Source organism: Streptomyces ziwulingensis (assembly GCF_039542605.1).
Taxonomy (GTDB): domain Bacteria; phylum Actinomycetota; class Actinomycetes; order Streptomycetales; family Streptomycetaceae; genus Streptomyces; species Streptomyces ziwulingensis.
Genome location: NZ_BAABIG010000069.1, coordinates 59434 through 73558 on the forward strand (window position 1 = coordinate 59434; position 14125 = coordinate 73558).

At 71.5% G+C, this 14125-nt stretch carries 8 protein-coding genes; 6 read left to right on the forward strand and 2 right to left on the reverse strand.

The genetic code is table 11. The features are described from left to right. Positions 1–35: 35 nt before the first annotated feature. Complete coding sequence (locus tag ABEB00_RS28345; RefSeq protein ID WP_345623274.1) at positions 36–1805, reverse strand: lytic transglycosylase domain-containing protein; 1770 nt, start codon at positions 1803–1805, stop codon at positions 36–38. 272 nt (positions 1806–2077) lie between these two features. On the opposite strand from ABEB00_RS28345, the gene ABEB00_RS28350 reads away from it, so the two are divergent. After that, entirely contained in the window at positions 2078–2938 is an 861-nt protein-coding gene (locus ABEB00_RS28350; protein ID WP_345623275.1) for a DUF4184 family protein, read from the forward strand. Positions 2939–3397: 459 nt separating this feature from the next. Here the strand turns inward: ABEB00_RS28350 and polA are convergent, their stop codons facing one another. Further along, positions 3398–6124, reverse strand: coding sequence for a DNA polymerase I (polA, locus tag ABEB00_RS28355; protein ID WP_345623276.1), 2727 nt, complete (start codon positions 6122–6124; stop codon positions 3398–3400). Positions 6125–6342: 218 nt separating this feature from the next. On the opposite strand from polA, the gene ABEB00_RS28360 reads away from it, so the two are divergent. From ABEB00_RS28360 to ABEB00_RS28380, 5 genes are all read left to right on the forward strand, one after another. Beyond that, on the forward strand, positions 6343–8622 hold the full coding sequence (locus ABEB00_RS28360; RefSeq protein WP_345623277.1) for an FdhF/YdeP family oxidoreductase: 2280 nt from the start codon (positions 6343–6345) through the stop codon (positions 8620–8622). A 78-nt stretch (positions 8623–8700) separates the two neighbouring features. Next, positions 8701–9189 (forward strand): PaaI family thioesterase, encoded by a 489-nt coding sequence (locus ABEB00_RS28365; protein WP_345623278.1) that lies wholly within the window; start codon positions 8701–8703, stop codon positions 9187–9189. A gap of 823 nt (positions 9190–10012) precedes the next feature. Then, a complete protein-coding gene (locus ABEB00_RS28370) occupies positions 10013–11245 on the forward strand; it encodes a branched-chain amino acid ABC transporter substrate-binding protein (RefSeq protein ID WP_345623280.1) in 1233 nt (410 codons plus the stop codon). A 111-nt stretch (positions 11246–11356) separates the two neighbouring features. Continuing rightward, a complete protein-coding gene (locus tag ABEB00_RS28375; protein WP_345623281.1) occupies positions 11357–12289 on the forward strand; it encodes a branched-chain amino acid ABC transporter permease in 933 nt (310 codons plus the stop codon). A gap of 5 nt (positions 12290–12294) precedes the next feature. Next, a complete protein-coding gene (locus ABEB00_RS28380) occupies positions 12295–14121 on the forward strand; it encodes a branched-chain amino acid ABC transporter permease (protein ID WP_345623283.1) in 1827 nt (608 codons plus the stop codon). Positions 14122–14125 lie beyond the last annotated feature (4 nt).

Below are 14125 nucleotides of genomic sequence, written 5' to 3' on the forward strand. Positions count from 1 at the left end.
AGGAGAGCTGAGGACCGGGGGCTGGGGACCGGGGGCTAGGTGGTGGGACCGGCCGAAGGGTCGGGGGTGGCCGGCGGCTGCTCCGTCACGGTCAGCGGGACGTCGAGCACGGCGCCGCCCGCGGTGGTGATGCGCAGCAGGTACGTCCCGGCGGTGTCGTCGGCGTACAGCTCCGGGAGCCGCACCAGGCCCTCGGCGTCGGTCGTCAGGCCCGTCAGGGTGCGTACGGCCTTGCCGTCGGCGTCCTTGAAGTAGGGGCCCTTGTCGTTCTCGACGGGGTCGAGGGCCGTCTTCACCAGCGTGGCGGTGACGGCGACCTTGTCGGCGACCGCGCCCTTGCGGGTGGCCTTCACCTCCACGCGGTCGGCGAACTCGCCGCCCGCGACACAGGAGAGGGTCCCTTCGGTGGTGCGGGCGACGGCGTCGGCGACGCGCTCGGTGACGGCCGCCTGGAAGTCCAGGCCGGGCACCGTGCGGCCGACGACGGTGGCGCGGACCGTGAAGTCGCCGGTCTGCTCACCGGCGCGCAGGGCGGGCGCGACGGCCACACCGGAACTGTCGGTGACGACCCTGGCGACCTTCTCGCCGGTGGTGAACGCGGCGTCGCCGTCGCCGAGGACGGTGAAGCGGATGCTGACCTTGCCGACCGCCTGGCCGGCCTTGGTCTCCGCGCGGGCGCTGATCCGCTCGGCGAACGTCTCGCCCGCGACGGCGCTCAGCTTGCCGGTGCCGGCGTTCTCCAGGCGGGCCACGGTGTCGGTGGGCGTCGCGGGCGGGGTGGTCGGCGCACCGGTGCCGGGCGGCTCGGTGGAGCCGCCGCCGGAGGCCGGGGGCGTGGTCGCCGGAGGCGTGGTCCCCGGGGCCGAGGGCTTGCCGGAACCGCCGTTTGAGCCGCCCTGCGAACCGGTGTGGGAACCGCCGTCCGGGTCGGACGCGTGGGGCGACCGGCTCGGCGAGGTGGTGACCGTGTCGGTCCCGTCGCTGCGGCCCACCGGGAGCGTGCCGGTGCCGTCCGGGATCTCGTGGCTGCCCTTGCGGTAGTACTCCAGCCAGGACAGGACCGTGTTCAGGTACTCCTGCGAGTTGTTGTAGCTGAGGATCGCCCGGTCCAGATCGGTCTGTGTCGACAGGTCCCAGTCGAAGCGGCACAGGTAGTGGCCGGCGGCGAGGGCGGCGTCGTAGACGTTGTTGGGGTCGGCCTTGCCGTCGCCGTTGCCGTCGCGGCCGGCCCACTCCCAGGTGGACGGGATGAACTGCATGGGCCCGACGGCGTTGTCGTACTGGCTGTTGCCGTCGTACTCGCCGTTGTCGGTGTCCTGGATGAGCGCGAAGCCGTTGCCGTCGAGCTGCGGGCCGATGATCTGACCGATCGTGTTGCCGTCGGCGTCGACGCGGCCGCCGCGGGCCTGGCCGGACTCCACCTTGCCGATGGCGGCGAGGAGTTGCCAGGGCAGGTTGCAGCCGGGCTTGGCGTCGCGCAGCGCCGACTCGGCCTGCTGGTAGGCGTCGAGGACGGTCGCCGGGATGCCCGCCTCGGCGGTCCCCCGGGAGGCGGGAGTCCCGATGGTCGGTGAGGGGCTGGGGCTGTTCAGGGGCGGCAGGTCCGTGTAATAGGGCGAGTTGCCGGTGGCGCTGCCCTGGGTGCCGGTGCCGGAAGCGGCGGTGGAGTCGGCGGCGCTGTGCCCGCCGCCGGCGTCGGCAGTGACCTCCGGTGCCTGGGAAGCGGACAGGGCCGCGACCGCGAGTGCCGCCACGGTGGTGGTCACCGCGCCCTTGCGCAGCCTCCTGCCGATATGCGCCGACATAGAGTGAACCCCTCCCCTGGACGCCTCGGCGTCCCTCTCCGTACCGTCACGCTCGCCGTGCAGCGCTCGCCCTGTGGTGACCGCCGACCGCCGTCGTGGGTTGCCCCGTACCGTTGGCCGCGGGCCGCGCGTGCCTGTCCGGCCGGTACGGTGACGCAGGCGACCCTACGGCAACTTCCTTTGTGGGGGCACCCGTCCGTGCCCGGTCTTCACCAGTTGGCCATGTCCCGGCCGTCTCCCGCCCGGCCGAAGCCCGTGTCCCAGGAGCTCCGTTGCCGTTCACGCTCAGCCACGCCGCCGCCGTCCTGCCCGGTGTCCGCGCGGACGGGTCCGGCCGGGGGCGGCTGGTTCCGGCCGTGCTGGTGGCGGGGTCCTTCGCGCCCGACCTGACCTACTACGCGGCGAGCGTCCGGCCGTCGGCGATGGAGTTCGGGAAGGTCACGCACTCCGTCCCCGGTGTCCTCACCGTCGACGCGCTCGCCGCCTGGGCGCTGGTGGGGTTCTGGCTGATTCTGCGCGAACCGCTGGTGGCGCTGCTGCCGCGGGCCCGGCAGGGACGGCCGGCCGCACTGCTGCGGTGCGGGACGCCCCGCGCGCGCGTGCGGCCGGCCTCGGTGGCGTGGTGGTACGTCTCCGCGGCGCTGGGCGCGCTGACCCACGTCGGCTGGGACGCGTTCACGCACCACGACCGCTGGGGGACGCGGCTGTTCCCGCTCCTCGACCGGGAGATCGCGGGCTCGCCCCTGTGGTGGTACGTGCAGTACGGCGGTTCGGCGCTGGCCGCGGTGGTGCTGGTCGGGTTCGTGGTACGGGCCCTGCGCCGCGTGCCACCGGCCGCGCCGACGGGCCTGCCGGTCCTGTCGGGGCGGGACCGGTGGTGGGCGGTGGCGGCGGTCGGCGGCTGCGCGGTGGCCGGGGCGGTGCAGCGGGCGTCGCGGTGGTGGAGCCACTGGGGGGCGGTCGCGAAGCCGTTGGAGCTGATTCCGAGTGTGTGCTTCGGGGCGGGCGCCGCGCTGCTGCCGGGACTGCTGCTGTACGCGCTGGCGGTCAGGGTGTGGCGCCCCGCCCCGTCCCCCGGCGCCGTCGGCGACGACGGGACCGGCGTGGCGACGGACCGGCCGGCCGCGCGCTGACCGGGTCGGCGCCCACGACGCGGACGGTGGCCGGGCGCGCCGGACCGGGCCGTGGCAGCAGGGCGAGCGCCGGTGCGAGGCAGCCGCGGGCCAGGTCGGCCCACGGGCGCCGGGCGGACGCCCGCGGGGCGGCGTCCGCGGCGGAGGTCCTCCGGTGGAGTGCGTGCCGCAGACCGGCCCGGGCCCGGCGCCGGGCCGACGCGAGGGTGACGGGGATGCGGGCGGTGCTCGCGCTCAGCGAGACCGCGGGAACCGGCGGGAGCGGCACGCCGGCCGCCCCGCCGGTGCTTGCCCGCGCCGGTGCCGTCCGGCGGTGGCGCATACGTATACCCATGCCCGCATCCTCACGGCAGGCAGGGACGCGGGCGTGCTCGCGGGGTCCACCTGAGTGACGCCCCCGGCCCCCGCCCCGCACAGCGCCCGCCCCTCCACACCGGGCCGGCACTTTCGAAAAGCGCCCTAGTGCGCTGCCGACTCCCAGTCCCGGCCCGCGCCCACCGAGACGCCCAGGGGAACCCGGAGGGTCACCGCGCCCGCCATTTCGCGGCGGACGAGTTCCTCCGCCGCCGCCCGCTCACCGGGGGCGATCTCCAGGACGATTTCGTCGTGGACCTGGAGGAGCATGCGGGAGGAGAGACGGGCCTCGCGCAGCGCCTTGTCGACGTTGAGCATGGCGATCTTCACGATGTCCGCGGCGGTGCCCTGGATCGGCGCGTTCAGCGCCATGCGCTCCGCGGCCTCGCGGCGCTGCCGGTTGTCGCTGTTGAGGTCGGGCAGGTAGCGGCGGCGGCCGAAGATCGTCGCCGTGTAACCCGTCGCCCGCGCCTCGTCCACGACCCGGCGCAGGTAGTCCCGGACGCCGCCGAACCGCTCGAAGTAGGCGTCCATCAGGCCACGGGCCTCACCCGCGTCGATGTTGAGCTGCTGGGAGAGGCCGAAGGCCGACAGCCCGTAGGCCAGGCCGTACGACATGGCCTTGATCTTGCGGCGCATCTCCGCGTCGACCGCGCTCCGCTCGACGGAGAAGACCTGCGCGGCGGCGGTGGTGTGCAGGTCCTCACCGGAGGTGAACGCCTCGGTCAGGCCCGCGTCCTGCGACAGGTGGGCCATCACGCGCAGCTCGATCTGGCTGTAGTCGGCGGTCATCAGGGACTCGAATCCCTCGCCGACGACGAAGCCGCGGCGGATGGCCCGGCCCTCGTCGGTGCGTACCGGGATGTTCTGCAGGTTGGGGTCGGTGGAGGACAGGCGACCGGTCGCCGCGACCGTCTGGTTGAACGTGGTGTGGATACGGCCGTCCGCGGCGATCGTCTTGACCAGGCCCTCGACGGTGACGCGCAGCTTGGCCTGCTCCCGGTGCCGGAGCATGATCACCGGCAGTTCGTTCTCCGTCTGGCCGGCGAGCCAGGCGAGGGCGTCGGCGTCCGTGGTGTAGCCGGTCTTGGTCTTCTTCGTCTTGGGCAGGTTCAGCTCGCCGAAGAGGACTTCCTGGAGCTGCTTGGGCGAGCCCAGGTTGAAGTCGTGCCCGGCCGCCTCGTGCGCCTCCTTCACCGCCTGCTGCACGGCGCCCGCGAACATCTGCTCCATGGCCCCGAGGTGCTCCCGGTCGGCCGCGATGCCGTGCCGCTCCATGCGGGCCAGCAGCGCGGAGGTGGGCAGCTCCATGTCGCGCAGCAGGTCCGCGGCGCCGACCTCCTGGAGCCGGCCCTCGAACGCCTCGCCCAGGTCGAGGACGGCACGGGCCTGGATCATCAGCGCCTCGGCCTCGGCGCCCTCGTCCGCGCCGAAGGCGAGCTGGCCGTCGGCCGCCGCCGCGGGCGCCAGCTCGCGGTGCAGGTACTCCAGGGAGAGCGCGTCCAGGTCGAAGGAGCGGCGGCCCGGCTTGACCAGGTAGGCGGCGAGCGCGGTGTCCATGGCGACGCCGGCGACGCTCCAGTCGTGCTCGGCGAAGACCCGCATCACGCTCTTGGCGTTGTGCAGGACCTTGGGCCGGTCCGCGTCGGCCAGCCAGGACGTCCAGGCACTCTCGTCGGCCTCGTCCAGCTCCGTGGGGTCGAACCAGGCGGCCTTGCCGTCGGCCGCGGCGAGCGCCACCTCGGCGACCGAACCGGCGCCCAGCGCCCAGGTGCCGACCGTGGCCACCCCGAGCGCCTCGCCGTCGTGCCCGGCCAGCCAGCCGGCCAGTTCACCGGTGGCGAGCACCGTGCCGTCCAGCTCCACGCCGTCCGCCACCACCGGTGCGTCCTCGGCCTCCTCGCCACCCGGGTCGACCGCGAAGAGCCGCTCGCGCAGCGAGGGGTTACGGATCTCCAGGGTGTCGAGGATCATCGCGACGCCCTTGCGGTCGTACGCGGGCCGCTCCAGCTCGGTGACGGCCTTCCCCAGCTCCACCTGCCGCTCCAGCTCGGTCAGCCGGCGGTTCAGCTTGACCGACTCCAGGTGGTCGCGGAGGTTCTGCCCGGCCTTGCCCTTGACCTCCTCGACCCGCTCGACCAGTTCCGCGAACGACCCGAACTGGTTGATCCACTTCGCGGCGGTCTTCTCGCCGACGCCCGGGATGCCGGGCAGGTTGTCCGACGGGTCACCGCGCAGCGCCGCGAAGTCCGGGTACTGGGCGGGCGTCAGCCCGTACTTCTCGACGACCTTCTCCGGGGTGAACCGGGTCAGTTCGGAGACACCCTTGGTCGGATACAGCACCGTGGTGTGGTCGCTGACGAGCTGGAAGGAGTCCCGGTCACCGGTGACGATCAGCACGTCGAAGCCCTCGGCCTCGGCCTGCGTGGCGAGAGTGGCGATCACGTCGTCGGCCTCGAAGCCCTCGACGGCGAAGCGGGTGACGTGCATGGCGTCGAGCAGCTCACCGATCAGCTCGACCTGCCCCTTGAACTCGTCCGGGGTCTTCGAGCGGTTCGCCTTGTACTCGGTGAACTCCGCGGACCGCCACGTCTTGCGGGAGACGTCGAACGCCACCGCGAAGTGCGTGGGCGCCTCGTCCCGCAAGGTGTTGGCCAGCATCGAGGCGAAGCCGTAGATCGCGTTGGTCGGCTGGCCGGTCGCGGTGGTGAAGTTCTCCGCGGGCAACGCGAAGAACGCGCGGTACGCCAGCGAGTGCCCGTCCATGAGCATCAGGCGCGGACGGCTGCCACCGGTCGGGGTCTCGGTCTTCTTCGCTGCTTTCTCTGCCACGCCCCCGATCCTGCCACGAGCCACTGACAGCGGGCCCCGCCCCGGCCCCCGCCCCGCCGCGAACAGCCACGGAACGCCCCCGGCCCCCGGCCCGGGGCCGGCAGAACGCCGGACGCAACCATTGCCCACGGCCTCCGGTCCGCCCGGCGGCCGACACTGTCAGTGGGTCGTGGCAGGATCGGAGACGTATCTCACAGATGTACACGAAGGAGTGCGCGATGGCCTCCAAGCCGCCCGTCAGCGATCCCGTTCAGGACGCCCCGCAGATCACCGGGGTGAAGCACGCGGCGGCGGGCATCCCGGCCATCGGGCACACCCTGCGCATGGCCCAGCGGCAGATGGGCGTGAAGCGGACCGCCCTGACCCTGCTCAGCGTGAACCAGAAGGACGGCTTCGACTGCCCCGGCTGCGCCTGGCCGGAGCCGGCCCACCGGCACACCGCGGAGTTCTGCGAGAACGGCGCGAAAGCGGTCGCCGAGGAGGCCACCCTGCGCCGGGTCACCCCCGAGTTCTTCGCCGCGCACCCGGTCGCCGACCTCGCGCACCGCAGCGGCTACTGGCTGGGCCAGCAGGGCCGGCTCACCCACCCCGTGTACCTCCCGGAGGGCGGCACCCACTACGAGCCGGTCACCTGGGAACGCGCCTTCGACATCGTCGCCGAGGAGATCGCCGCCCTGGGCTCGCCCGACGAGGCCGTCTTCTACACCTCCGGGCGCACCAGCAACGAGGCCGCCTTCCTCTACCAGCTCTTCGCCCGCGAGCTGGGCACCAACAACCTGCCCGACTGCTCCAACATGTGCCACGAGTCCTCCGGCTCCGCGCTGACGGAGACGATCGGCGTCGGCAAGGGCAGTGTCCTGCTGGACGACCTCCACAAGGCCGACCTGATCATCGTGGCCGGACAGAACCCCGGCACCAACCACCCCCGCATGCTCTCCGCCCTGGAGCAGGCCAAAGCCGGCGGCGCGAAGATCATCAGCGTCAACCCGCTCCCCGAGGCGGGCCTCGAACGCTTCAAGAACCCGCAGACCCCCAAGGGGCTCACCGCCGGCGCCGCGCTCACCGACCTCTTCCTGCAGATCCGCATCGGCGGCGACCAGGCCCTCTTCCGCCTGCTCAACAAGCTGATCCTGCAGACCGAGGGCGCCGTCGACGAGGAGTTCGTCCGCGACCACACCCACGGCTACCAGGAGTTCGCCGCGGCCGCCCGGGCCGCCGACTGGGACGAGACCCTGACCGCCACCGGCCTGGACCGCACGGAGATCGAGCGGGCCCTGGAGATGGTCCTCGCCTCACGCCGCACCATCGTCTGCTGGGCGATGGGCCTCACCCAGCACAAACACTCGGTCCCCACCATCCGCGAGGTCGTCAACTTCCTGCTGCTGCGCGGCAACATCGGCCGCACCGGCGCCGGCGTCTGCCCGGTGCGCGGCCACTCCAATGTGCAGGGCGACCGCACCATGGGCATCTTCGAGCGGCCCGCGCCCGCCTTCCTGGACGCCCTGGAGAAGGAGTTCGGCTTCACCCCGCCGCGCGCCCACGGCTTCGACGTCGTACGGGCCATCCGCGCCCTGCGCGACGGCGAGGCGAAGGTGTTCTTCGCCATGGGCGGCAACTTCGTGGCGGCCTCCCCCGACACCGACGTCACCGAGGCGGCGATGCGCCGCGCCCGCCTCACCGTGCACGTGTCCACGAAGCTGAACCGCTCGCACGCGGTCACCGGCGCGCGCGCCCTGATCCTGCCGACCCTCGGCCGCACCGAACGCGACCTCCAGGGCGGCGGAGAGCAGTTCGTGACCGTCGAGGACTCCATGGGCATGGTGCACGCCTCCCGCGGACGCCTGGAACCCGCGAGCCGGCACCTGCTGTCGGAACCGGCCATCGTCAGCCGTCTCGCCCGCCGGGTGCTCGGCGAGCACAGCACCACCCCCTGGGAGGAGTTCGAGCGGGACTACGCGACGATCCGCGACCGCATCGCCCGCGTGATCCCCGGCTTCGAGGACTTCAACACGCGCGTGGCCCGGCCCGAAGGCTTCGCCCTCCCGCACGCCCCGCGCGACGAGCGCCGCTTCCCCACCACCACCGGCAAGGCCAACTTCACCGCCGCCCCGGTCGAGTTCCCCGAACTGCCCGCGGGACGGCTGCTGCTGCAGACGCTGCGCTCCCACGACCAGTACAACACCACCGTCTACGGCCTCGACGACCGCTACCGGGGCGTCAAGAACGGCCGCCGGGTGGTCTTCGTCAACCCGCAGGACGCCCGGGAACTGGACCTCCGCGACGGCTCCTACGTCGACCTGGTCGGCGAGTGGAAGGACGGCGTGGAGCGCCGGGCGCCCGGTTTCCGGGTGGTGCACTACCCGACCGCCCGGGGCTGCGCCGCGGCCTACTACCCGGAGACCAACGTGCTCGTGCCGCTCGATGCCACTGCGGACACCAGCAACACCCCGGCCAGCAAGTCCGTCGTCGTCCGTCTGGAACAATCGGCCACCGACTGAGCGTTTGCTCAGCCGACGCGGCGCCGCGCCGACCGGGCCCGGCGCCGCCCGATCACGGACGAGAACGGAGCCGGGCCCATGGGCGAGCAGCGACACGTGAAGTTCCCGCAGGAGGTCGTCGACGAGTACGCCGCGCTCGGCGTCGACCTGCCCGCCCTCTTCTCCGCCGGACACCTCGGCACCCGCATGGGCGTCCAGATCCTGGAGGCGTCCGCGGAACGGGTCGTCGCCACCATGCCGGTGGAGGGCAACACCCAGCCGTACGGGCTGCTGCACGGCGGCGCCTCGGCGGTGCTGGCCGAGACCCTCGGGTCGGTCGGATCGATGCTGCACGGCGGCAGCTCCAAGATCGCCGTCGGCGTCGACCTGAACTGCACCCACCACCGCGGAGCCCGCTCCGGCCTGGTCACCGGCGTGGCCACGCCCGTGCACCGGGGCCGGACGACAGCGACGTACGAGATCGTCATCAGCGACGAACAGGACCGGCGCGTGTGCACCGCCCGGCTGACCTGCCTGCTGCGCGACGCCGCCCCGGGCGCCGGCACCGAGCCCGGCACGGCGGCCTGAAAGCCCCGGCCCGCACCGCCCTTGCCCCCGGCCGGGGCCGCGACCACGCGCGCGCGGGAAGCGGCCCGGCGCCGGGCGCGCACGGAGCGTGCCGGGCGGTCCCGCGCCGGCGGTCCGGCCGCGGGCCGGTGGCCGGGCTGAGCGGCGCCGGACCCGTCGAGCCGGACGAGGGCACACACCCCTGGGAAGCCGTCCGCCCCCGCCAGGGGTTTCAGCTTCGCGGCGGCGCTGAGCGTGCGGGCCGGGCCGGGCCGGCCCGCACCGTCGCGCGGCTCACCCAGAGCAATGACGGGCTTTCGGTGACTTCGTCCCCCGCGCCACCTTTCCAGACAAAACCGCATTCCGTCCGCACGATCACCGTGCCACCACAGGTGACGGAATGCGAAAAAGCACCACGGAACCTCGGACTCCTTTTCCTCGACGTAACACTGCGTAATACGCGTGCAATACAGACACACGGCTTCATCCTCGGAACTCGCCATGCGCAGCACCTTCCCCACGCCGTACAGGTCGCTTGCAGCAACGATTCCGCGTCATGACCAAAACACCCCAGACGCCTGATCAACCCCCGGCAGTCCTGCGGGTTCTCACTATGCGGACCGGGCGAATCGGTCGGAATTCCGGCTTTCTTCCCAGCCAGTACCGCTCTGCATTACCCCGTGTCATAACAAGAGAGTCACAGCCTCGCTCAGACACTCCTCCACGTTCCCTGCACACGCTTAGAGTCACGCCCAGTCACCGCGCCATCCGATAGTCATTTCGGCCACGCGCTCGACTCAGCCGTCTCCACGGGGAAGCGGCCGTGCCAGGGAAAGGACTGACCGTGCGTCAACGTTCGCTCATCGCCATCACCGCCGCTCTGGCGGCGGGAACGCTCACCCTCACCGCCTGCGGCTCGCGCGACGACGACGGCGGCTCCGACTCCGGGGACAACGGCGCCACCACCGTCGTCATCGGCGTCGACGCCCCGATGACCGGCGACCTCTCCGCACTCGGCCTCGGCATCAAGAACGCGGTCGACCTGGCGGCCAAGACGGCCAACAAGGAGAAGGCCGTCGACGGCATCACCTTCGAGATCGAACCGCTCGACGACCAGGGCCAGCCCTCCGTCGGCCAGCAGAACGCCTCCAAGTTCGTCGCCGACAAGGCCGTCCTCGGCGTGGTCGGCCCGCTGAACTCCTCCGTCGGCGAGTCGATGCAGAAGGTCTTCGACACCGCCGCGCTCACCGTGGTCTCCCCCGCCAACACCGGCCCCTCCCTCACCCAGGGCCCGGACTGGCGCACCAAGAAGGAACGCCCCTACAAGTCGTACTTCCGCACCGCGACCACCGACGCCATCCAGGGCCCGTTCGCCGCGCAGTACGTCTACAACGACGCCAAGAAGAAGAAGGTCTTCGTCATCGACGACAAGAAGACCTACGGCGCCGGCCTCGCCGCCACCTTCACCGAGGAGTTCAAGAAGCTCGGCGGCAAGGTCGTCGGCACCGAACACATCAACCCCGACACCAAGGACTTCTCCTCGGTCGCCACCAAGGTCAAGAGCTCCGGCGCCGACGTCGTCTACTACGGCGGCGAGTACCCCCAGGCCGGACCGCTCAGCAAGCAGATCAAGGAAGCCGGCACCAAGATCCCGCTCGTCGGCGGCGACGGCATCAAGGACGACACCTTCATCAAGCTCGCCGGAGCCGGCAGCGAGGGCGACCTCGCCACTTCCGTCGGCGCCCCCGTCGAAACCCTGGACTCCGCCAAGAAGTTCGTCGCCGACTACGCGGCCGGCGGCTACAAGGAGGCCTACGCGGCCTACGGCGGCTACTCCTACGACTCCGCATGGGCGATCATCGAGGCCGTCAAGACGGTCGTCGAGGACAACGACGGAAAGCTCCCCGACGACGCCCGCGCCAAGGTCACCGAGGCCATGCAGAACGTCTCCTTCGACGGAGTGACCGGCAAGGTCTCCTTCGACGAGTTCGGTGACGCCACCAACAAGCAGCTCACCATGTACGCCGTCAAGGGCGGGGCCTACAAGGACGTCAAGTCCGGCACCTACACCGGCTGACCCACACCCGCAGCACCAAGAGCCGCGCGGGGCGCTGTTCCACTGGCGCCCCGCGCGCTCGCACATCCGGCCCACATCCGTCGAACGTCCGAAAGTCTCGGAGGACATGCGGTGAACGAACTGCCGCAGCAGCTGGTCAACGGCCTGCTACTGGGATCCATGTACGGGCTGGTCGCCATCGGCTACACAATGGTCTACGGCATCGTCCAGCTCATCAACTTCGCCCACGGCGAGATCTTCATGACCGGCGCCTTCGGCGCACTCACGGTCTACGTCTACATCCTGCCCGACGGCACCTCCATGTTCCTCGCCCTGCCACTGATGCTCATCGGCGCCATGATCGTCGCCGTGACCGTCGCCGTCGGAGCGGAACGCTTCGCCTACCGGCCCCTGCGCGGCGCCCCCCGCCTCGCCCCCCTCATCACCGCCATCGGCCTCTCCCTCGCCCTCCAGCAAGCGGTCTGGGCCTGGTACCCCGAAGCGAAATCCGCCCGGACCTTCCCGCAGATCGACGGCGGCCCCTTCCACCTCGGCGACGTCACCCTGCAGACCGGCGACATCTTCCTGTTCATCGCCGCCCCCCTCAGCATGGCCGTCCTCGCCTACTTCGTCATGAAGACCCGCACCGGCCGCGGCATGCAGGCCACCGCCCAGGACCCCGACACCGCCAAGCTCATGGGCGTCAACACCGACCGCATCATCGTGATCGCCTTCGCCCTCGGTGCCGTCTTCGCCGCCGTCGGAGCCGTCGCCTACGGCTTCAAGTACGGCCAGATCGACTTCCGCATGGGCTTCATCCTCGGCCTCAAGGCGTTCACCGCCGCCGTCCTCGGCGGCATCGGCAACATCTACGGCGCCATGATCGGCGGCATCGTCCTCGGCATCGCCGAAACCCTCGCCACCGCCTACATCGCCGACATACCCGGCCTCGACCAGTTCGGCAGCCAGTCCTGGGCCGACGTCTGGGCCTTCATCCTCCTCATCCTCGTGCTGCTGCTCAGACCACAAGGCCTGCTCGGCGAACGCGTTGCGGACAGGGCGTGACACCGATGACCACACAGACCACCGCTCCCAAGACCCCGAGCGCCCCCACCGCGGGCACCGCCAAGGGCCTCATCGGCATCCCCGCCCCCCTCGGCCGCGCCCTCGCCACCGGCGGCGGCGTCCTCACCATCGTCGCCACCTTCCTGGCCTGGACCTGGACCTCCGCCTTCCCCGGCGACCTCACCGTCTACGGCTACCCCGGCGGCCTCCAGATCCTGGTCCTCATCGGCGGCGCCCTGGTCACCCTCCTCGGCCTCGCCTCCTACGGCGTCACACCGCTGGCCTGGCTCGCACCCGCCGGCGCCGACGCCGCCCTGAAGTTCGCCACCCTCGCCACCTTCGCCACCACCTGGTACACGATCATCGCGATCAGCGCCCAGCTCGGCGGCGTCGTCAACCTCGAACCCGGCGCCTACCTCGCCGCCGCCGTCACCCTCGCGGCCTTCCTCGGCGCCCTCGCCCTGCCCTTCGAACGACCCGCACCCGACCCGTTCGACCCCGACGACACCGGCTGGGAACGGTTTGAGCACACCACCTCGCAGAAGTGGCAGACCGTCAAGGCCGCCTTCTCCGCCGACAGTCCCCGCCCGGTACGCACCCTGCCCGCCTGGGCCGACATCCTCATCATCGTCGCCGCCCTCGCCGTCGCCCTCACCGTCTTCACCTACGGCATCGGCACCGAGTACGACGAGCTCTTCGTCGGCTTCCTGATCATCGCCGGCTTCGGCTTCACCGCCCTGCACCGCTCCGGCCTGATCATCCAGATCTCCCAGATCACCGCCCGGCACCAGAGCGTCACCGTCTTCGGCGCCTTCCTCGCCGCGGCCCTCTTCCCCTTCACCCAGACCGACGACCAGTACGCCACCATCGGCGTCTACATCCTGATCTTCGCCACCGTCGCCCTCGGCCTGAACATCGTCGTCGGCCTGGCCGGCCTCCTCGACCTCGGCTACGTCGCCTTCCTCGGCGTCGGCGCCTACGCCGCCTCCCTCGTCTCCGGCTCCCCCAGCTCCCCCTTCGACGTCCACTTCCCCTTCTGGGCCGCCGTCCTCGTCGGCGCCGCCGCCTCCCTGGTCTTCGGCGTCCTCATCGGCGCCCCCACCCTGCGACTGCGCGGCGACTACCTCGCCATCGTCACCCTCGGCTTCGGCGAGATCTTCCGCATCACCGCCAACAACCTCGACGGCACCTCCGGACCCGACCTCACCAACGGCTCCAACGGCATCGCCGGCATCCCCGACCTCGAAATCCTCGGCTTCGACTTCGGCACCCAGCACGACATCGCCGGCTTCACCATCGGCCGGTTCGCCAACTACTTCTTCCTGATGCTCCTCATCACGGCCGTCGTCGTCCTCGTCTTCCGGCGCAGCGGCGACTCCCGCATCGGCCGGGCCTGGGTCGCCATCCGCGAAGACGAGACCGCCGCCCTCGCCATGGGCATCAACGGCTTCCGCGTCAAACTGATCGCCTTCGCCGTCGGCGCCTCCCTCGCCGGACTCGCCGGCACTGTCCAGGCCCACGTCACCTACACCGTCACCCCCGAGCAGTACCTCTTCGCCGGCACCACCCCGCCCAACTCCGCCTTCCTGCTCGCCGCGGTCGTCCTCGGCGGCATGGGCACCATCGGCGGGCCCCTCCTCGGCGCCGCACTGCTCTTCCTCATCCCGAACAAACTCCAGTTCCTCGGCGACTACCAACTCCTCGCCTTCGGACTCGCGCTCGTCCTGCTGATGCGCTTCCGCCCCGAGGGCCTCATCCCCAACCGCCGCCGCCAACTGGAATTCCACGAAGAGGCCGAAGCGCCCACGGTCCTCGGCAAGACAGGGGCCTGACCAC